The following is a 20,788-nucleotide window of genomic DNA, read 5'->3' as shown; positions in this document are numbered from 1 at the left end:
GCGCTGCCCGTGTACCGGCAGGCTTAGACGACGATGTCGTAAGTTGCCACTTGACCCACAGTGTTCACCAGGAAATCAGCGACCGCATGACCACTGAAATCGACGGCAAAGTGGCCCAGATTGCTGGCCTTGTCATAGCTGATGATCGCTTCACCGGCACGGCCCGTAAAGGCGTCAACAAAGCTCAGACCGGCCAGCTTGGAGATGGCCGAGACGTCGATTTTGTCGATCCCGGACTGGAAGTCCATGATGATATCGGCTGCACCGGGCGCAGAGTCTGACACCGCGCCAAACACAAACACGTCAGCACCCGTACCACCCCACAGCGTATCGGCACCGCCGCCGCCAAAGATGATGTCGTTGCCGGCACCGCCCTTGAGCACGTTATCTGCGCTGTTGCCGATCAGCAGATCATTGCCCGAGCCGCCAATCGCATTTTCCACGACCACGCCTTGAGCGATGGAGACGTTACCTGTCATGCCGCCGACATCGGAAAACGAGCCTGCTGTCAGGTTGATCTTCTGGTTTTGAGTGAAGCCGGAGAAGTCCAGCGTGTCATTGCCACCGCCATCCCACACCGAGAAAATCAGTTTTGAGCTGGCCGAAGTTGCGTGAAAGTAATCACGATCGGCTGTGGAGTTAAAACCGTAAACCGTATCGTCAGCCCGGGTTTCCATGTTGGCGCCATAGAGCTTCTGTACCGCGGCGATGTCATCCAGCAACGGGGCCGACGCGTAAGCACCTTCGCCGCTATTGGTGAAATGCTGACCGGTGTTGCTTTCGCTCCAGTAGCTCATAACGCTGTAAGCACGGGTATCTTCGCCATACACGGCGTCGCGATACGTCGGATTGCCATTCCCTGCGTTGTAGTCTCCAGGGTGGGACAACCCCAAGGTGTGGCCGATTTCGTGGGTCAGGGTCTGGCGACCGTAGTTACCTTCGCCCGGGGTCTTGTTGACCTCGTAGTCCTTGTTTATCAAGTACCACGACTCGCCTTTGCGCGAACTGCTGGGCAGATAGGCAAACGCCGCACCACCGTTGCTTGCGCTGAAATTGGCGAAGGTCATGTGACCATCATCGCCCCGCGCAGCCGGGCCTTCCGTGAAGGTCACCTTGGCCACGTCGGCCCATGACTCCAGCGACAGCTTGGCTTGGTCCTTTTGCAGCGAGGAGAACTGGCTGAAAGTACCCAGACCACGGGTGGCGTAGCCCACCGGCGGCGCCGTCAGGAAGGTATACGTGAGGTTGATCACGCCGTCGCCGTTCAAGTCATGCCAACTGGCGCCGGAACGCGTTAGCTGATCGGCCGCTTGATCGGTGGTGAACGAAGGTTTGCCATTGACCAGATGATCACCGCGGTCATAGAAATGACTGAAGTTATCAATCTGAGTGAAGGCGGAACTGCCGGTGTTTGCCGCTTGCACCTGGCCAACAGACAATGCCGCATTCTCTTTAAGTTTCGACATGTAAACATTTCCTTGTTTAGCAGTAGAAAGATTTTGACAGACCACGACGACCCCATGGCGAGATCGTCCTATCACTCGCCGTTTATGGCCGGGAGAAACTGACACAACTAGAAATATTTAGTCCAGCGTTATTTTAATATCGATTTGCGCAAACTCATGAAGTAGCCGTAAACATTGAACAATCAATTTAAAGTATTTTTTTCGGCACGACTGGCCTAATACTGACTGCCCAGTCTAAGTGCATTGACTTAAATTAAGCGACACTACATTCGTTTATTAACTTGGCCTTGGCCCCCACTGAAATAACACTCGTCATATAATTAATCAGCCGCTTGAAATACCCTGAAGTTATAAAGTAAGTGTCGCCAACTGATAAGTTTACGTCGCATCCACTCTTTATCTTTAGCTGTAGGTCTGTGTGCCTAACAGTGGGCTCTTGTACAACCAAAAACCTGTGGGAGCCGGGCTTGCCCGCGATGGCATCACCGCGATACCTCTGACCCACAAGGGTCTGCACACCTGTTAAACGACACTTATTTGTGGGCGCCGATATTGATCACAGCCGGCGCTTGCCTTACGTTAACGTAAAGACAATAACGTGACCCCGACTCGCGGGTCTGAATACATTTCCAAGGATGATCAAGGTATGTCTCGGCTTGCCCCTTCTTTGCAAGACACTGCCGCCCCTGATGGCGTTTGCTACGGTTGCGGCAGCAACAACCCCCACGGCCTGCATATCAAGAGTTTCTGGCATGAGGACGGCGTGCATGTCATCGCCGAACACTTGCCGGACCCCAAGTATTGCGGCTGGCCGGAGCTGGTCTACGGCGGCATGGTCGCGATGCTGGTTGATTGCCATTCGAACTGGACGGCGATGGCTTACCACTACCGCATGGAAAACCGCGAAGCAGATAGCCATCCGCGGATCAATTGCGTGACGGGAAACCTGGGGATCAAGTTCATCAAGCCGACGCCAATGGGCGTGCCACTGACTCTACGGGCGAAAGTGGAAGGCGATGTGGGGCGCAAAACTCGGATCATCTGTGAGGTGTATGCGGGGGATGTGCTGACGGCTGTCGGCGATTCCATTTTTGTTCGCGTCGATACCGAACAACTGGCGACTGCCGCCCATGGGCGCGAAGCTGTTTGAAGGTCGATACCCTCGCGAGCAGGCTCGCTGCCACAGTGGTCCTGTGAGTGACACAAAACCTGTGGAGCTGGCTTGCCTGCGATGCCAGCACGCGGTCTGTCAGCCAAGCCACAACTCCCGCAAAGGTTGCGGGAGCCGGGCATATTGTTATTGACCCAGCAGCTTGGCGTTTTTGGTGCGGATCTCCTTGATCACTGCATTCACCCGGTTGACCAAAACATAGTGCCCGCTGATCAGTACCCATTGCTCATGTTCATCGGGCTTCGGTAGCCCTTTGGCTTTCCAGTCCTTGATCGCCACGTCATCCCGAGAGTATTGATCCGGTGCCTTGTCGCCATGGCCATAGCAACTGCTCAGGTCCATGGACTCGGCCAGTATCTGCCCAGGCTTGCAGTCACCGGGCTTATCGTCGTCAGCCTGCGCTGCGTAAGGAATGACACACAAAAAACCAGCCATTATCGATGCAGAAATCAAGCTGCGCATATTTACCTCAGCGAATGGGAGTACAGACTTGATGGACAAGTCAGGGACTCGTAACGTTCCGACGCACTGATCAAAAATATTGATTACGAGATCATCAATGACGATTGGACTCCACCTGTAGGCTGCGGTGAAGTAACCACAGGGCCGGTCAAAATAATAAGCGGCCGTTTGTGGAGAACAGCATGTCATTCAATATCAGCAGCTTCCAGCTTGAGGGTCGTCGCGCCCTGATCACCGGATCAGGGCAAGGCATTGGGCTGGAACTGGCACGCGGACTGGGCGCTGCCGGCGCAATCGTGGTGATCAACACTCGCAATATCGAAAAATCCCGTGCAGTTGCAGGTCAGTTGCGCGATGAGGGTTTGAAGGCCGAGTTCTTGGCGTTTGATGTCACCGACCGTGAGCAGTTGCTTGCAGCCGTCAACAGCTTTGAGACCGATATCGGCGCCATCGATATTTTGGTCAACAATGCGGGTATTCAACGTCGCGCACCGCTGGAGGACTTTTCCGCCAGCGATTGGCACGACGTAATGCGGACCAACCTGGACGGTGTGTTCCATGTTTCCCAGGCGGTTGCGCGGCACATGATTGCCCGCGGGCGCGGCAAAATCATCAATATCTGCTCGGTGCAAAGCCAACTGGCGCGCCCGACCATCGCCCCTTACGCAGCCTCAAAGGGCGCGGTCAAAATGCTCACCAAGGGCATGTGCGCCGAATGGGCACGCCATGGCATTCAGGCCAATGGCCTGGCGCCAGGCTATTTTGCAACCGAGATGAACCGCGCGCTGGTCGACAACCAGGAGTTCTCCGAGTGGCTGTGCAAACGCACTCCGGCCGGGCGCTGGGGACGGGTTGAGGAGTTGTGCGGCGCGGCGGTGTTTCTCGCCTCCCCCGCCTCTGACTTTATCAATGGGCAGACGCTGTTTGTAGACGGAGGATTGACCAGCGTTGTTTGACCCGTACCGGCAAAAAAACAATAACAAGGAACACCCAATGAGCAACTTGAACGAACAAGCCCTGCCGGCAAACGATATCGGCAATGCGCAAGCAACGGGCAAAGGCTTTGCGTCCAAACGCTGGCTGTATTTGATCCCGCTGATTTTCATTACCTACAGCCTCGCGTATCTGGACCGGGCCAACTATGGCTTTGCCAGTGCCGCGGGTATCGAGCAGGACCTTGGCATCACCAAGGGCATGTCCTCGCTGATCGGCGCTCTGTTTTTCCTCGGTTACTTTTTCTTTCAGGTGCCGGGCGCGATCTACGCGCAGAAATACAGCGTGCGCAAACTGGTGTTCTGGAGCCTGATCCTGTGGGGCTTTTGCGCCATGGCCACGGGGCTGGTGACCAATATCCCGATGCTGATGTTTATTCGGGTCTCGCTGGGCATCGTCGAAGCGGCAGTGATGCCAGCGATGCTGATTTTCATCAGCAACTGGTTCACCCGCAAAGAGCGTTCGCGGGCCAATACCTTTCTGGTACTGGGTAACCCGGTCACCGTGCTGTGGATGTCGGTGGTATCCGGTTATCTGATCCAGGCCTGGGGCTGGCGCGAGATGTTTGTGATTGAAGGCGCGCCAGCGGTGCTGTGGGCCTTTGTCTGGTGGCGCCTGGCGCGGGACAAGCCCGAGCAGGTCGACTGGTTGACCCACCAGGAGAAAGCCCAATTGGCCGCGACCCTCGCGGACGAACAGAAAGGCATGAAGCAAGTTCGCAATTACCGTCAGGCATTCACCAGCCCTATCGTGATCCAACTGTGCTGTGTGCACGCGCTGTGGAGCATCGGCGTGTATGGCTTCATCATGTGGTTGCCCAGCATTATCAAACAGGCGGCAGCGGCAGATATTGTCACCGTCGGCTGGTTAAGCGCTGTGCCTTATGTCGCTGCTGTTGCGGCGATGCTTGCGGTCTCTTGGGCATCGGACAAAACCCAGCAACGCAAACACTTTGTCTGGCCGCTGCTGGCACTGGGCGCGCTGGCCTTCTTTTGTTCGTACCTGCTTGGGTCATCGCACTTCTGGCTGTCGTTTGCGCTGCTGACGATTGCCGGTGCTGCGCTTTACGCACCGTATGGCCCGTTCTTCGCGTTGATTCCAGAGATTATCCCGGCCAACGTTTTCGGAGGTGCAATTGGCCTGATCAATGCCTGTGGAGCACTTGGGGCTTTTGTCGGCTCGTGGATCGTGGGTTATCTGATCGGCCTGACTGGCAATCCCGGAGCGGCTTATATCTTCATGACTGCGGGCGTGTTGTCCTCGGCGCTGCTAATGGGCTGGGTGAAAGTACGGCGTTAAAACGCAAGTGCAGCCGCTGCCTGCGTCAGCGGCTGCAGGCAATGCGCACCACCCGCGCAATTGCGAATATTTCTCAGAGGGGATGACAGCTCAATTGGATATGTTATAAAGTAACTACACCTTATAACACTTATCTGCTGTGATCCCTCAATGACGACCGCTACTCCTTCCCCAAGTCAGCGCCTGCTGTCCATCGATGCCCTACGGGGCCTTGTGATTCTCTTTATGTTGCTGGACCACGTGCGCGAGACGTTCTTCCTGCACCGCCAGGTGTCCGATCCCATGAACGTCGACATCACTGACCCAACCCTGTTTTTTAGTCGCACCCTTGCCCACTTGTGTGCGCCGGTATTTGTCTTGCTCACCGGTTTGTCGGCGTATCTGTATGGCGAAAAATACCAGGGCAAGCGCGATGTTTCGGCGTTTCTGTTCAAGCGCGGGCTGTTTTTGGTGGTGTTGGAGTTTACGCTGGTCAACTTCGCCTGGACCTTCCAGTTACCGCCCTCGGTGATTTACATGCAGGTGATCTGGGCCATTGGCGTGAGCATGATTGCCCTCGCTGCGCTGGTCTGGCTGCCCCGTCCAGTACTGCTGGTACTCGGCCTGGTAATTGTAGGCGGGCATAATCTGCTCGATAACCTGCACTTCCCGGCAGGCTCGGTGATGCATGTGCCCTGGGCCATTTTGCATGATCGCGGCTGGCTCGAGTTCTCGGACAACCTGCGTCTACGCACCTCTTACCCGGTGCTGCCGTGGATTGGCGTCATTGCGCTGGGCTATTGCATGGGGCCGTGGTTTGCCCGTTCCGCCCCGGCTGGCGTGCGTCAGCGGTATCTGTTGTTGGCAGGCGTGGGGGCCCTGCTCGGTTTTGTCGTGCTGCGTTTGCTCAATGGCTACGGTGAGGCACCCTGGGTGGCTCATGACAACGTCACCCAGAGCCTGATGAGTTTTTTCAACATCACCAAATACCCGCCATCGCTGCTGTTTCTCGCCTTGACTATAGGGGTAGGCCTATTGCTGTTGTGGGGGTTTGAGCGCGCGCAACAACGCAAATGGATTGCCACCCTGGCGGTGTTTGGCGCCGCGCCGATGTTCTTCTACCTGCTGCACTTGTACGTGCTCAAAGTGCTGTATCTGGCGAGCGTTGCTTTGTTTGGCCTTAATCACGGCGATTACTTCGGCTTCGACAGCATGGGTGCGGTGTGGTTGACGGCGGTTTTACTCTCGGCAGCGCTGTTTTTGCCGGTGCGCTGGTTCGCGGCCTTGAAAGCCCGTCGCAGGGATATCGCCTGGCTCAAGTACTTCTGAACCCGACGCCATGTCCATTTGACAAACAAGATCGACTCTCCCAGCAGCAACTGACCATTCTGCTGGCGCGCGGATTCTACGAATGCGGCCCTTTTGAGCCCTTGTATGGAAAGCCAGGTATGCGTATTTCTTCCATTACCCTGTTATTGTCCACCGCCCTGCTCTGCTCATCGGCACTGGCGCAGACCTTCGAAGTAAAAATGCTCACCCGCAGCGCCACCGCCGGCAGGTTGATGCCTCAACAACAGGTCAACCCGTGAGTCGCGTGCGATCGCGCTCCGCGATCCTGATCGCCCTCGCCAGCCCGCTGGCTGTTGCCGAGTCAGCCCAGGAGCAATCCAGGGGGTTTATCGAAGACAGCACCTGGAACGTGCTCAATCGCACGGTCTACGACAATCGTGAATATCGCCACGGCGCCAGCAACAGCAGTGCACGCAATGCCTACAAGCCGCGATCCGAGCGTAGTGGCTATGCCGAAGAATGGGCCTACGGCTTGATGGGCACCTTGCAGTCCGGCTTCACCCAAGGGCTGATCGGCGTCGGGGTGGATGCCCACGCCTATTTGGGGCTAAAACTGGATAGCGGCGGCGGCCGCGCAGGCAAGGCGCGCCTGCTCGCGCTGGATAACGACGGCTATCCCAAGGACAACTACAGCCGCGGCGGCGCAGCGGTAAAATTGCGCATGTCCAATACCGTGGTCTCTTATGGTGAGCAGCGGGTCAAGACGCCGGTGTTCAGTTCATCCGACAGTCGCCTGCTACCGGAAACCGCGACCGGGGTGTTTCTGGTCAGCAACGAGTTCAACGCCCTGAAAATGGTCGGCGGGCATTTCACCGAGAGCACCGACCGCAATGCCAGCAGCCACAACCAGAGCTTTGTGGTGAATTACTCGAATGGCCCCAAAGGTGATGCCTTCGACCTCGCCGGGCTGGTTTACACCCCAAGCAAGAACCTTAGCGCCAGCCTCTACAGTTCCCGCTATCAGGACACCTGGAACCAGCAGTATTTAGGCGCGATCTTTAGCCAGGCAATTGATGAAAACAGTTCGCTGGCGTTCAACTTCAACCTGTACCGCACTACCGATGAAGGCAAGGCGTTGTCGGGCAATATCGACAACACCACCTGGAGCCTGCTGAGCACTTACGCCCTGGGGCCGCACAGCTTCAGCCTGGGGTATCAGAAGGTACATGGCGACACGCCGTTCGATTACGTGACCCGTGGCGCAATCTTCCTCAGCAACTCGGTGCAAATGTCTGATTTCAACGCCCCCAACGAACAATCCTGGCAGGCACGCTACGACCTTGCGATGACGCCCTGGGGCATGCCCGGTCTGGTGTTCAGCGCTGCATATGTGCGGGGCAGCCAGATCGACGGCAGTCATGTCGACCCGCGTGGCGGCTATGCCTACTTGGGCTATGGCAAAGGCGGGAAACATTGGGAGCGGGATTTGGAAGCGCGTTATGTGATCCAGAGCGGTGCGGCCAAGGGCACCATCCTGTCATTGCAACATAATGTGCATCGCGGCAATGTTGCGCAGGCCGAACTGGATACCGACCAGATCCGTCTGTCGGTCGAGTACCCGCTGACGGGGCGGTTCTGACCAGCTATACCCGTAGCCGCTAAGGAGCACAGCGAGGCTTCGCTCCTCAGCGGCTACCCCCTTTAGTGCATCGCGCCGTGGTCGTGCATCGGCATGCTGTTCAACGCACGAGCCTGGGCCTTGACCTCAATCGACTCCTTTACCCCTTTGCTGTCTTCGACAATCAGGGTCAATGGCACGTGATCACCGGCTTTGACCTGACCCACCAGGTCAATCAGCATCACGTGATAGCCCTCAGGCTCGATAGCCACGCTTTTACCCGCTGGCAACGCGACCGATGACACCGGCTGCATGCTCATCACGTCGTTTGCCATCTTCGACTCATGGATTTGCACAGTCTTGGCAACGGGCGAGCGAACTTCAACCAACTTGCTGTCGGTGCTCGACGTAATGTGCATAAAGGCCCCGGTCGAAGGTTGCCCGGCAACCGTGGCCCGGACCCAGGCATCGTCAACAACGGTTTGTGCCGAAACTTGCAGGCTCATGCCCAGCAGCGACAGCAACAGGTAGTTTACAGGCTTCATATGCATGACTCTTTCTGAGGAGGCGTGGATTAACAGACGGACATCACTGTCAGCAGGTCTTCGGTGCACTGCTTGGCTGACAGCGAAGGCGACAGGCCCAGGCGCAACACACCACGGGAATCGAAGACAAAACTGGTGGCGGTGTGCGACATGGTGTACGAATCACCGGTAGGGATTTTTTCGTAAAACACCTTGAACTCTTTAGCCGTGGCAGCCGTTTCTTCGAGGGTGCCGGACAAGGCAATAAAGCTCGGATCAAAGGCTTTCACATAAGCATCGAGCATCGCCGGCTTGTCGCGTTCAGGGTCGAGGGTGATAAACACCACCTGCAACCGGTCACCGTCAGGGCCCATCATTTTCTTGGCCTGTGCGGCGCGCGCCAGCGCGGTCGGGCACACCGCCGGGCACTGGGTAAAGCCGAAGAAGATCATCGGCATCATCCCGCGAAAACTGCCCAGCATCATCTCGGTGCCATCAGCATCGCGCAGCTTGAACTTGCGCCCCAGGATTTCATTGCTCAGGTCTTTTCCGTACTTGTATGACAAACCGCTGCCACTGTCGCAACCTGCGATCAAGCCCAGGCTGAGCAAGCCAAGACCGGTGACTACGCGGCGGCGAGTCAGTAATTCATTCATGTAAGGTTCCTTTAAGCGGCCTTTGAAACGATAAAGGCCTTTACCCTGCGCACTACGAGGCAGGTGTGTACGCTGCTCGATTCCTGGAGTGGCCAGGCTCGGTGCGCACGATTGCTGTGGGATGGACGTGTTGCATGGGCGCAGAATCTACCACTGTCGCCTGCTCGTCGCACGGCTAGCCCGCCCCGCAATGGTGCGCTCCTTCTCCTGCAGCCAGTAAAACCGGGGGATGCACCCAGCCTGCGACAAATCGACTCAGGGGCAGTTTTGGACGATTACGGGCAGCCGCTGCTGCCGGTATCGGCTGACTGCGCCCACCCTGAGATTTTACAACATTCGTTTTTTTCACATTGGCTTCACCTCTCGCCCACCTGCCCCCGCTTAACGTGCCGCCCATAACTACTGTCTATAACGGGCTCGCAGGTGGAAAGCATGGTTGCCGTTGTACCTAACACTTTTAGAACCCGGGGTCTGGAGCGCTGGGCCTTGCCCAGCCTGATACTGGCTTTTGTGCTGTTTTATCTGTTGCCACTGATGACTCACGGGTTGTGGATCCCTGATGAAACCCGCTATGCCCAAATCAGTCAGGAAATGCTCCACAGCGGCAACTGGGTTGCCCCGCACTTCATGGGTTTGCGCTATTTCGAAAAGCCCATCGCCGGTTACTGGATGATTGCCATCGGGCAGGCGGTGTTCGGTGACAACCTGTTCGGCGTGCGCATTGCCTCTGCGCTCAGCACCGGGCTGAGTGTGTGGCTGGCCTGGCTGATCGCAGGGCGACTGTGGCATGACCCGCGCAAGCGCTTTGCCAGCACCCTGCTTTATATGAGTTTCGGGCTGGTCGCAGGCCAGGCCGGGTACGCCAATCTGGACCCACAATTCACCTTCTGGGTCAACCTGAGCCTGGTTGCTGTGTGGTTTGCCTTTGACAGCACGACCCGGCGCGGGCGCCTGAGCTCATGGGCTGTGCTCGGCATTGCCTGTGGCATGGGCTTTATGACCAAAGGCTTTCTCGCCTGGTTGCTGCCGGTGCTGATCGCGGTGCCGTATGCCCTGTGGCAACGGCGCCTGAAAGAAGTCCTGATTTACGGCCCGCTGGCGATCCTGGTTGCCGTGGCCATCTGTGTACCGTGGGCGCTGGCAATCCAGCATCAGGAGCCTGACTTCTGGCAGTTCTTCTTCTGGAATGAACATATCCGCCGTTTCAGCGCAGCCGATGCACAACATACCCAGCCTTGGTGGTTCTATCTGCCAATCCTGCTCGCAGCCAGTTTGCCGTGGGCGGCCTTGTTGCCTGCAACCTTGATTGATGCCTGGAAGCAAAAGCGCCAGCCAGCGATTGGCTTTCTGTTGCTGTGGCTGCTGCTGCCGCTGGCCATCTTCAGTTTGAGCAGAGGCAAATTGCCGACTTACATCATGCCGTGCCTGCTGCCATTGGCGCTGCTGATGGGCCATGCGCTGGTGACTTGGCTGGCCCAGGCGCGCAGCCGGACCATCCGCATCAATGGCGTATTGAACACGCTACTGGCCGTGGCCGGGCTGGTGGGGCTGATTTATTTGCAAATCAGCCGCCCGGTCTATGACAACACCGAGATATTCAGCCTGTCGCTGGGCTACATTGTGTTGCTCGGCTGGTTGTTGAGTAATGCCTTGCAAGCCCTGCGCCCCTTGCAGCTGTGGGCCTCACCGGCACTGGGCATGGGCTTGCTGGTGGCCTTGTTGCCCGCAGCGATGCCAGGCCAAATCGTCAACAGCAAAATGCCGGATCAATTTATCGCCGAGCATGTGCAGGAGTTGAGTCAGACCAACACCTTGCTGAGCAACGATCTGGGCGCGGCATCGGCTCTATCCTGGCGCCTGGGGCGACCTGAAGTGAGTCTTTACAACACCGTGGGCGAACTCAAGTACGGCCTTGGTTATGCCGATTCAGCTGCGCGTCAGGTTGATATGGATAACATCGTGCGCTGGATGAAAGACGCCCAACTGCGCGGTTCCGTAGGGGTGGTCATGCGGGTTCATTCGGCACTGGAAACCCACGAAGTCGAGTTGCTGCCGTTGGGTGGCAAACGCTACGAGCGCGGCGATCTGTCGATATTCATCTTCCCCAAGGTTCAGCCTTAAATGATTGACATCAAGCGCTGGAACCCCGAGCAGAAAGCCTTGCTGGTGCTATTGGCCGTATCTGCCGTGCTTTTGTTGCTCGGCCTGGGATCGCGGGAACTCTGGGGGCCGGAAACCCGCTGGGCCAATATCGCACTGCAGATGCTGCAAAGCGGTGATTATCTGGACCCGTACCTCAAGGGTTCACCCTACTACGACAAGCCCTTGCCCTCTTATTGGCTGATCACAGCAACGGCCGGGCTGATGGGTGGCCTGGGGCACTGGTCGTTGCGCCTGTCTTCAGTTATCGCCGCTTGGCTGAGCGTGTGGCTGGTGTACCTGATCGGTGAGCAACTGTTTCGCAAAGGCACCGGGCTGATCGCTGGCTGGATGCTGGCTACCACTTTTTACTTTGTATTCTGGGCTCGGGTGGCCACGGCTGACATTCTCACCGTGTTCGGCCTGCTGGCGGCGGTATGGTGGTACTGGCGCGGCCCGGAGGACACACGCTTTAGCCGTTATTGCGTGTTCTTCCTGCTGCTGTCCCTGACCTCGCTGCTCAAGGGACTGATCGGTTTTATCCTGCCAGGGCTGGTGTTGCTGCCTCATTTGCTCGGCGAGCAACGCTGGAAGCGGCACCTGAACCTGCGTCTGTTACTGGCCCTGATCGTTGCCGGGGCGGTGTACATGCTGCCTTTTGTACTGTCGCATCTGTATGGCGCGCCTACTTATGGTGAAAGCGGCCTGGGGTTGGTGTTGCGTGAAAACGTGGTGCGTTTTTTCAACCCCTTTGACCATATGGGGCCGATTTACACCTACCTGATTTACCTGCCCGCTTACACCTTGCCCTGGGCTCCATTCTGGATGATCGGGCTATGGGTTGCCGTGCGTCAGTGGCGGCATATCGAGCCCAATACCCGTTGGTTGGTGTGGGGCCTGGGTCTGCTGTTTGTGTTCTTCACTGCCAGCGGCAGTCGGCGCAGTTATTACGTGTTGCCGCTGGTGCCCTTCGCCCAACTATTGGCCGCCTGGTGGGTCACACGCCGCATTGCCCAAGGCAAAAGCAGTCAGCGCCGCTGGAACATCGGTTTTGGCGCAAGCGCTACGCTGGTGCTGTTGGTTCTGGGGGTGTTTTACCCGTGGTCCAACGGTGGTGGTGGGGTTGTTCAGTTCGGCCAGGACGTGAAAGCACGTGCCAGCGAGCAAGCGCCCTGGGATCAATGGCGCATGGTAATGATCGATGTCGACAACAAATTGCCGATGTATGTGCAGAACCAGAACGAGCCGTTCTACTTTGTCGACCTGAGCCAGGACTTCCCCCGCAATGGCGACAGTGCCGGTCTGATGGCCTGGCTGGATAAAACCAGCGGCCAGCATTTCAACCCGCAGCGTACGCTGATCTTCGCCCAATACCGCAGTGGTGATCCCCTGCCCCTCGGCTATCTGAGCGTGGATCACCAGACCGTGACCAGCCAGCCGGACAACGGCGACCGGCTGTTGCATCGGCGTGAGGGTGGCAGCGTGGTGTATATCCCTGAAGCCAACTGAATGTGGGAGCGGGCTTGCTCGCTCCCACAAATACAGGTGTTTAGAGAATCCGGTACAACAAGCGCTCAATCCGTACCCGGCTGACCCGACGTAAAAACTTGGCTACCGCTGGCGGGTACTCCGCCAGTGTTTCCAGGTTCTTGAAGTTGTCGATGCGCTGAGTGTGGGCAAAAATCGCGTCCAGCTCCTTGCGCCGCGGCTCCAGCAGTTCACGACGCGGATCATCGATCAACAGGCCGTTTTCCAGATCCAGACGGAATGCCCGTGGGTTGAGGTTGTTGCCGGTCAACAAGGTATAGCGGTCGTCCACCCACATGCCTTTGAGGTGGTAGGTGTTGTCACCTTCGCGCCACAAATGCAGGTTCAGCAGGCCGTTGTCGATCATCCGCTGATGGTTTTTGGCAAACCGACGCAGGCTCAACTCATACAGATACGGCAACGCTGCGATAATCCGGAAGGGTTCGCTCGGCGGGATATAGAAGTCGTTGGCAGTCTTGTCGCCGACCACGATATCAATCCGCACTCCACGCTCCAGGGCCCGATTGATCTCGCGGGTCACCGGTAATGGCAGGTTGAAGTACGGCGTGCAGATAGTCAGCTGTTGCTGGCTGCTGGCGATCAGTTCACAAATCACCCGGCTCAGTTGGTTGTTTTTACCCACGCCCAGCAACGGGCTGACCGATAGGCCAAAGTGGCCGACAGTCCCGGCGCTGGTGTCATAGCTGGCTTTTTTCAGATGGCTGCGCAAATCACCGATAGCACTGCGCAAACTGCGGGTCGTCGGCAGTGTTGGCACGTCCAGGCGATGCACCGCCTTGGCCTCGATCAGGTCTTGCTGGACAAAGCGCTGCATGGTGTCGGCCAACTGCTTGTTGTGCAGCAGGTGGTAACGGTCAAAGCGATACTTGTCGAGCTTGTGCAGGTACACGTTATTCAGACTGGCACCGCTGTAGATCACGCAGTCATCAACAATAAAACCCTTGAGGTGCAGCACGCCGAACAGCTCACGGGTTTGTACCGGCACGCCATAAATCGGCACATGGCTCGCGTGAGCCGCGGTTTGTGCCTGATACCAGGCCGCATTGCCGGGCTGCTTGCCTGCACCGATCAGCCCGCGCTGGGCACGCAGCCAATCGACAACCACTGCGATTTCGAGTTCGGGCCGTGCGGCTTTAGCGGCATGCAAGGCATCCAGGATTTCCTGCCCCGCCTCGTCCTGTTGCAGGTACAAGGCCACCAGCGTGATGCGATGGCGTGCGCCAGCAATCTGCTCCAGCAGGCAGCGACGAAAGTCCGCAGCGCTGGGCAAGATGCTGAATGCATCGGCGGACAACGGAAAGCTGCGCAGCTTGGGCAGCAAAGAGCGTTTGAAGAGCGACGGCATAGGGCTCGCTAAGGGTCGAATGCGAAGAACCGCGAAGCTTACACGATTGGGCCTCAAGTCTGTAGCAGCTGCCGAGGCACGACGGCTGCGTTCGGCGAAGCAGCCGTCGTAAAACCTTGGCTCTCAATACATCTGACACACTTGGCGGTCTGATTTACGACGACTTTGTCGCCGAGCGCAGTCTTCGTTCCTCTGCAACTGCTACAAACTCAACAAACGTGCAATATCCCGCGCCCGGTCGGTCAGTAACTGCCCTGCCCGATCACAGGCGTCCTGCAGGGTCATAGGGCCACTGGCAATCGCAAATGCGGCGTTGATCCCGTGCTCATACAGGGCCTGATAACCTTCGCCCAAGGTGCCAGCCAGCACCACTACCGGAACCCCGTTGGCCTGGGCAATACGTGCGACGCCAAAGGGGGTCTTGCCGCGCAGTGTCTGCGCATCAAAACGGCCTTCACCGGTAATCACCAGATCAGCGCCCTTAACCGCTTCGGCCAACCCTACCAGCTCGGCGACCACTTCCACCCCTGGGCGAAACTGCGCGCCGAAAAACGCCTTGGCGGCAAAGCCCAAGCCCCCGGCAGCACCCGAACCTGGCTCGTCGCGTACATCCTTGGGCAAGACCTGCGCGCAATGGTCAGCAAAATGCCCCAGGGCCTGATCCAGCAAGCGCACTTGTTCGGCTGACGCGCCCTTTTGCGGGCCGAAAATTGCCGAGGCTCCATGCTCGCCGCACAGCGGGTTGTTAACGTCGGCGGCAATCTCAAAGCGAACTTCGGTCAGGCGCGGATCCAGGCCAGTCAGATCGATACGTACTACCCCGGCCAACGCCAGGCCGCCACGAGCCAGGCTATTACCCTGCTCATCGAACAAACCCAGCCCCAATGCCTGCAGTGCACCCGCTCCGGCATCATTGGTGGCACTGCCGCCGATAGCCAGGATGACGCGCCGCGCGCCTGCATCCAGCGCAGCCCTGATCAGTTCACCGGTGCCGTAAGTGCTGCTGATGCACGCGTCACGTTGTGCCGGAGCCACCAGTTGCAGACCGCTGGCTTCAGCCATTTCAATGATTGCTGTGTGACTGTCCGGCAGCCAGCCCCAATGCGCCTCGACGGGCTCGCCAAGCGGGCCTTGCACCTGATTGCGCCGTAACTGGCCATTGCCTGCGGCGACAATCGCCTCGACCGTGCCTTCACCGCCGTCGGCCATCGGGCATTTGACCAGGTGCGCGTGGGGCAATACCTCAGCCAAGCCTGCGGCGATCGCGTCGGCAACTTTTTCGGCACTCAGGCTGTCTTTGAACGAGTCGGGGGCAATCACGATTTTCATGGGGCGCATCTCCAGTTCTTATGCCTTCCATGCTGCCAGTATCCGGGCACAAACACGCCAGTCGGGCGCACAAGCAATCACAGGGTTTGTTGTTCATTGTTACAAGGAGCGGCCACAGCTAGGTGCGCGACTAACTTTGCGGTAAAAGCTGAACGCCCAAATACAGCGCCAGCATGCCATTGAGGCTTAGCGGATCGACACCGCTCAATTCGGCGATGCGCTCCATGCGATAACGCAGGCTGTTGCGATGGATCCCCAGGGCGTCGGCGCAGGCCTGGCTCTGGCCATCGTGCTCGCACCAACTGCGCAGCGTAGCAATCAGTTGGCCGTTGGCGTCCTTGGCCACCACCTTGTGCAACGGTCCTAGCAACTCCTCCAGCGCATCGTCATTGCGATGGCGCCACAGCATTACCGGTAAGCGGTAGCGATTGAGAGTCAGCAAACGTGTCTGCGGCAGTACATCGCGGCCATACGCCAACAAGTCACCGACCCGGCGATAGCAGCGGCGCAAGCCTTTGAGCGCATCTGCCTGCCCGCCCGCGGCAATGCGCAAGACCTTCCAGCCCTGGCCGTCGAGTTTTTCCAGCAGGCGCACATCGTCCAGCACAACGGTTGCCGGTCGGCACCACAACAGCGAACCCGTCGCAGGGCAAACGCACCAGCTGTCCGGGTAACGTGATTGCAGCCAGGCACTCAAGGCCTCGGCACTTTGCCCTTTGCCCAGCTCGAACAGATACGGAATACGCGCCAGCTGCGGCTTGAGCCCCAACTGCTGGGCTTCATCGATCAATCGCGGGGAGTCACCGCCCTCGCTGAGCAACAGGGCCACCAGATCATCACAGCGCTGCCGTCGCCATTGCTGTTCGGCTTGCTGATAACGCTGGCCCACCAACATTTCGGCGGTCATGCGCACCAGTTCGGCGTAAGTGCGCAGCAACTCGGGCTCGCCCGTAAGCCCCAGCACCCCGATCAAGCGTTGATCGAGCAACAGCGGCAAATTGATACCGGGCTGCACACCCTTGAGGCATTTGGCGGTTTGCGCGTCAATTTCCACCACCCGTCCATTGGCCAGTACCAACTGCGCTCCTTCGTGACGGGTGTTGATACGTTCAGGCTCGCCACTGCCCAGGATCAGGCCCTGGCTGTCCATCACGTTTACGTTGTACGGCAAGATGGCCATCGCGCGATCCACGATGTCCTGTGCCAAATCATGGTCCAGTTCAAACATAGGGTGACTATCCTTGGATACATTTGTTCACGGGCACAGGCGACTCGGCAAAATGCTGTGCGATAGCACAAAGACAGCGACGTTGCGGTGACCGAGACTCAAGCAGCGGTCAACGTTACCCCCGGATCGCAAAAAAACATAATAAAGAGAGACATAAGATGCCACAGAGCGCCAACGCATCGCCGATCAGCGATGACGACAAAAACGCCATCTACAAGCGCATCACCCTGCGTTTGATCCCCTTCATTTTCATCTGCTATCTGTTCAATTACCTCGACCGGGTAAACGTTGGCTTTGCCAAATTGCAGATGCTCGACGCACTCAAGTTCAGCGAAACCGTTTACGGCCTCGGTGCCGGGATTTTCTTTATCGGCTACGTGCTGTGCGGCGTACCGAGCAACCTGGCATTGACCCGGTTCGGCCCGCGGCGCTGGATCGCCGTGATGATGATCAGTTGGGGCACGCTGTCGACCTGCCTGATGTTTGTCACGACACCTGCCGGCTTCTATACCTTGCGCCTGCTGACCGGTGCTGCTGAGGCGGGCTTTTTCCCGGGCGTGGTGTTGTATCTCTCGCAGTGGTTCCCGACCTTTCGCCGTGGCCGGATCATGGCGTTGTTCATGTGCGCCATTCCTGTTTCAGGGCTGATTGGTGGCCCGTTCTCGGGCTGGATTCTTAGCCACTTCGCTGCAGGCCAGGGCGGCCTTGCAGGCTGGCAGTGGATGTTCATGCTGCAAGGGATCCCTACCGTGCTGCTGGGCGCACTGGCGATTTACCTGCTGAGCGACAGCTTTGCCAACGCCAAATGGCTGGGCGCTCATGAGCGTGCGGTGCTTGAAGCGGATCATCGGCTGGATGCGGCAAGCAAACCGGCCTCTTCTACCGATTCGCTATTGGCCGTGTTCAAAAACCCGGCCATCTGGGCCTTTGGCCTGATCTACTTCTGCATCCAGAGTGGCGTGTATGCGATTAACTTCTGGTTGCCGTCAATCATCAAGAGCCTGGGTTTCAGCGACACCTTGGTGATCGGCTGGATCAGTGCGATTCCTTATCTGCTGGCGGCGGTGTTCATGTTGCTGGTGGGTCGCTCGGCAGACTTGCACAAGGAACGCCGCTGGCATTTGGTGGTGCCTATGCTGATGGGCGCGCTGGGGCTGGTGATAGCGGTGAATTTCGCCACCCAACCGGCGATTGCGATCCTGGGCCTGACCATTGCGACCATGGGTGCACTGACTGGCTTGCCGATGTTCTGGCCAGTTCCTACGGCGATGCTCAGCGCCGGTGCGGCAGCAGGCGGTCTGGCACTGATCAACTCCATGGGGCAAATGGCTGGTTTCCTCAGCCCGTACCTGGTGGGTTTTGTCAAAGACGCCACCGGCTCCACTGACGTGGCCTTGTATGTGCTGGCAGCGGTGATTGTGGGTGGCAGCCTGCTCGCACTGCGCATGACCCGTGGCATAAGTAACGCATAACGCTAATACGCATATCCCCGTAGCAGCTGCCGAAGGAACGAGGCTGCGTTCGGCGGCGCAGCCGTCGTAAAACCGGACACTGCGGTGTGTCAGGCAAATCCCGGATTCAGGATTCACGGGCGCTTCGCACCCGAACGCAGCCTCGTTCCTTCGGCAGCTGCTACGAGAATTTGCCCTATCGTTCACGGGGCCTCAAGCTACGCACTTCTAATAATCAAAATGCGTGTTTCAACGAGGCTGTTGTGTCCAAAGGTATTGTTCTGTCTGTTCTGGCATCGAGCCTGTTCGGTGTCATGTATTACTTCACATCTCTGCTCTGGCCCTTGAGCGGAGCCGAAATCTTCGGCTGGCGGATGCTCCTGACCCTGCCCTGCATGACCCTGTTCATGTGTATTTCCGGTGATTGGCGACTGGTTCCGGCAATCGTCTCGCGACTGCGCCAGCAACCCCGACTCTGGGCCGTGCTGTTTGCGTCCAGCGCGTTGGTGGGCGTTCAACTCTGGCTGTTTCTCTGGGCACCGCTCAATGGTCACAGTCTTGACGTGTCCCTGGGCTACTTCCTGCTACCGCTGACCATGCTCCTCACCGGCCGCATGGTGTATGGCGAGCAACTGTCGCATCTGCAAAAAATCGCCGCAGCACTGGCTACCCTCGGGGTCGCCAACGAGGTGTACCGGGTAGGCGGCTTCTCCTGGACCACGCTGGTGGTGGCCATCGGTTATCCCCTGTACTTCGTGCTGCGCAAACGTGCAGGTACCGACAACCTCGGCGGCCTGTGGCTCGACATGTTGCTGCTGATACCCGTGGCCTGGTGGTTTGTGCAAAGCGGTGAGCAAGGCTTTGCAGTGGCCAGCCAGCGCCCCGCGCTGTACGCGCTGATTCCGATACTGGGGGGCATCAGCGCGCTGGCCCTGATCAGCTACATCCTGGCCAGCAGGATGCTGGCATTCAGCTTGTTCGGTTTGCTCAGCTACGTGGAGCCGGTTTTGCTGGTTCTTGTTGCGTTGCTGCTGGGCGAAAGCATCAGCGCCGGGCAATGGATGACCTATCTGCCAATCTGGCTGGCGGTGCTGGTGCTGATTTTTGAAGGCTTCAAGCATCTGGTGCGTCAACGCAGGTCGATGTAATCGGCCTGGTTGTAGCTGTGCATGTGGGTGCGGGCTTGCTCGCGCCCATAGCGCTACCGTTAATCAGTTTTTTGAAAAACACGAACGCTCGTTTAAAACGACTTTGGCCCAGTAATTGCTTGCACTTTTTAGAGTTGAGCATCCACAACAAGAATCAGTCCCAAGTAATTGGTTTAAAAGGCATTTGCCAACATCCCCCAACACCCTCAAACTATGTGCCCACTCACACGAGTAACGCTGTAGATCCATTGAGGTTGTTGTGTCTAAAGGTATTGTTCTATCGATTTTGGCTTCCTGCTTGTTTGGCGTTTTGTACTGGTTCACTTCCCTTCTCTGGCCCCTCGATGGCCAGGAAATCTTCGGCTGGCGAATACTGATCTCGCTGCCCTTCATGACTCTGTTTATCTGCCTCTCCGGCGACTGGAAATGGGTTCCCATAATTTTCAATCGCTTACGTGCAAAACCTCTACTGATTCCTTGCGTGCTGCTCACCAGTTTCCTGGTCGGCCTGCAGCTGTGGATGTTTATGTGGGGGCCGCTTAACGGGCATGGTCTGGATGTATCACTGGGTTATTTCCTGCTGCCACTGACGATGATCCTTACCGGACGCATCGTGTACGGCGAACACTTGTCACACTTGCAGAAAATCGCCACGGCCCTGGCCGTCATCGGCGTGGCCAATGAGCTGTACCGCACGGGTGGTTTTTCCTGGACAACTCTTGTAGTCGCAGTCGGTTACCCGATGTACTTCGTGCTGCGCAAGAAGATCGGCATCGATAACCTCGGCGGGCTATGGCTGGATATGCTGTTGATGGTGCCTGCCGCACTTTGGTTTGTGCTGGCAGGGCCGCATGTCGACCTTGGCGAGCAACGCCAGGCGCTGTATGCCCTGGTGCCGCTGATGGGCATCATCAGTGCTGCGGCAGGCTTCGCGTATATTCTGGCCAGCCGACTGCTGCCATTTAGCCTGTTCGGCTTGCTCAGTTATGTCGAGCCGGTGCTGCTGGTCGCTGTCGCCCTGTTGCTGGGTGACAGCCTGGCAGAGGGTCAATGGTTGACCTACGGCCCGATCTGGCTTGCGGTGGTGGTGTTGATTATTGAAGGCTTGAAGCATGTGAGCCGTCAGCGTCGCTCCATCTAAA

18 protein-coding genes are annotated in these 20,788 nt (G+C 57.7%); 11 read left to right on the top strand and 7 right to left on the bottom strand.

Annotated elements, in window-relative coordinates; genetic code table 11:
- Positions 1-23: 23 nt before the first annotated feature.
- Entirely contained in the window at positions 24-1,466 is a 1,443-nt protein-coding gene (locus tag V6L79_RS15165; RefSeq protein ID WP_321833023.1) for a serralysin family metalloprotease, read from the bottom strand.
- A 646-nt stretch (positions 1,467-2,112) separates the two neighbouring features.
- Between V6L79_RS15165 and V6L79_RS15160 the strand changes: the two genes are divergently transcribed.
- Entirely contained in the window at positions 2,113-2,616 is a 504-nt protein-coding gene (locus V6L79_RS15160) for a PaaI family thioesterase (protein ID WP_261742299.1), read from the top strand.
- A gap of 147 nt (positions 2,617-2,763) precedes the next feature.
- Here the strand turns inward: V6L79_RS15160 and V6L79_RS15155 are convergent, their stop codons facing one another.
- A complete protein-coding gene (locus tag V6L79_RS15155; protein ID WP_261742298.1) occupies positions 2,764-3,099 on the bottom strand; it encodes an RcnB family protein in 336 nt (111 codons plus the stop codon).
- Between the two features lie 182 nt (positions 3,100-3,281).
- Between V6L79_RS15155 and V6L79_RS15150 the strand changes: the two genes are divergently transcribed.
- From V6L79_RS15150 to V6L79_RS15130, 5 genes are all read left to right on the top strand, one after another.
- On the top strand, positions 3,282-4,055 hold the full coding sequence (locus V6L79_RS15150; protein ID WP_261742297.1) for an SDR family NAD(P)-dependent oxidoreductase: 774 nt from the start codon (positions 3,282-3,284) through the stop codon (positions 4,053-4,055).
- A 37-nt stretch (positions 4,056-4,092) separates the two neighbouring features.
- Positions 4,093-5,391, top strand: a complete 1,299-nt coding sequence (locus V6L79_RS15145; RefSeq protein ID WP_261742296.1) for an MFS transporter — start codon at positions 4,093-4,095, stop codon at positions 5,389-5,391.
- A 150-nt stretch (positions 5,392-5,541) separates the two neighbouring features.
- The gene (locus tag V6L79_RS15140; protein WP_338579094.1) at positions 5,542-6,699 is read left to right on the top strand and encodes a DUF1624 domain-containing protein; all 1,158 of its coding nucleotides are present in this window, start codon (positions 5,542-5,544) and stop codon (positions 6,697-6,699) included.
- A 119-nt stretch (positions 6,700-6,818) separates the two neighbouring features.
- Positions 6,819-6,959, top strand: a complete 141-nt coding sequence (locus tag V6L79_RS15135; protein WP_338579093.1) for a hypothetical protein — start codon at positions 6,819-6,821, stop codon at positions 6,957-6,959.
- Positions 6,956-8,299 carry an OprD family porin gene (locus V6L79_RS15130; RefSeq protein WP_338579092.1) on the top strand — a complete coding sequence of 448 codons (1,344 nt, stop codon included), beginning with the start codon at positions 6,956-6,958 and terminating at the stop codon, positions 8,297-8,299. Before V6L79_RS15135 ends, V6L79_RS15130 begins: the two co-directional genes overlap by 4 nt.
- Positions 8,300-8,361: 62 nt before the next feature.
- On the opposite strand, the gene V6L79_RS15125 is transcribed toward V6L79_RS15130, so the two are convergent.
- Together V6L79_RS15125 and V6L79_RS15120 are read right to left on the bottom strand one after the other, a co-directional pair.
- Positions 8,362-8,823 (bottom strand): copper chaperone PCu(A)C, encoded by a 462-nt coding sequence (locus V6L79_RS15125; RefSeq protein ID WP_338579091.1) that lies wholly within the window; start codon positions 8,821-8,823, stop codon positions 8,362-8,364.
- 29 nt (positions 8,824-8,852) lie between these two features.
- Entirely contained in the window at positions 8,853-9,458 is a 606-nt protein-coding gene (locus V6L79_RS15120) for an SCO family protein (protein ID WP_261742291.1), read from the bottom strand.
- Between the two features lie 432 nt (positions 9,459-9,890).
- Between V6L79_RS15120 and arnT the strand changes: the two genes are divergently transcribed.
- On the top strand, positions 9,891-11,579 hold the full coding sequence (gene arnT / locus V6L79_RS15115; protein ID WP_338579090.1) for a lipid IV(A) 4-amino-4-deoxy-L-arabinosyltransferase: 1,689 nt from the start codon (positions 9,891-9,893) through the stop codon (positions 11,577-11,579).
- Positions 11,580-13,106, top strand: coding sequence for a glycosyltransferase family 39 protein (locus V6L79_RS15110; RefSeq protein WP_338579089.1), 1,527 nt, complete (start codon positions 11,580-11,582; stop codon positions 13,104-13,106).
- A gap of 40 nt (positions 13,107-13,146) precedes the next feature.
- Here V6L79_RS15110 and pssA read toward each other — a convergent pair whose 3' ends face one another.
- The 3 genes from pssA to V6L79_RS15095 all read right to left on the bottom strand — a co-directional run bounded on the left by pssA (position 13,147) and on the right by V6L79_RS15095 (position 17,047).
- On the bottom strand, positions 13,147-14,490 hold the full coding sequence (gene pssA / locus V6L79_RS15105; RefSeq protein WP_261742288.1) for a CDP-diacylglycerol--serine O-phosphatidyltransferase: 1,344 nt from the start codon (positions 14,488-14,490) through the stop codon (positions 13,147-13,149).
- Positions 14,491-14,691: 201 nt separating this feature from the next.
- Positions 14,692-15,819, bottom strand: coding sequence for a glycerate kinase (locus tag V6L79_RS15100; RefSeq protein ID WP_338579088.1), 1,128 nt, complete (start codon positions 15,817-15,819; stop codon positions 14,692-14,694).
- Positions 15,820-15,949: 130 nt separating this feature from the next.
- Complete coding sequence (locus V6L79_RS15095) at positions 15,950-17,047, bottom strand: sugar diacid recognition domain-containing protein (RefSeq protein ID WP_338579087.1); 1,098 nt, start codon at positions 17,045-17,047, stop codon at positions 15,950-15,952.
- 158 nt (positions 17,048-17,205) lie between these two features.
- Here V6L79_RS15095 and V6L79_RS15090 point away from each other — a divergent pair, with 158 nt between their 5' ends.
- The 3 genes from V6L79_RS15090 (at position 17,206) to rarD (V6L79_RS15080) (ending at position 20,787) form a co-directional block, all read left to right on the top strand.
- Positions 17,206-18,519 (top strand): MFS transporter, encoded by a 1,314-nt coding sequence (locus V6L79_RS15090; protein WP_261742285.1) that lies wholly within the window; start codon positions 17,206-17,208, stop codon positions 18,517-18,519.
- Between the two features lie 242 nt (positions 18,520-18,761).
- Positions 18,762-19,646, top strand: coding sequence for an EamA family transporter RarD (rarD, locus tag V6L79_RS15085; RefSeq protein ID WP_261742284.1), 885 nt, complete (start codon positions 18,762-18,764; stop codon positions 19,644-19,646).
- 259 nt (positions 19,647-19,905) lie between these two features.
- Positions 19,906-20,787 (top strand): EamA family transporter RarD, encoded by an 882-nt coding sequence (gene rarD / locus V6L79_RS15080; protein WP_261742283.1) that lies wholly within the window; start codon positions 19,906-19,908, stop codon positions 20,785-20,787.
- The last annotated feature ends 1 nt before the right edge of the window (position 20,788 follow it).

Source organism: Pseudomonas sp. ML2-2023-6 (genome assembly GCF_037055265.1).
GTDB lineage: Bacteria > Pseudomonadota > Gammaproteobacteria > Pseudomonadales > Pseudomonadaceae > Aquipseudomonas > Aquipseudomonas kulmbachensis.
Note: the sequence above shows the minus strand (reverse complement) of the source record. Positions and strands in the feature narration are given on the sequence as shown.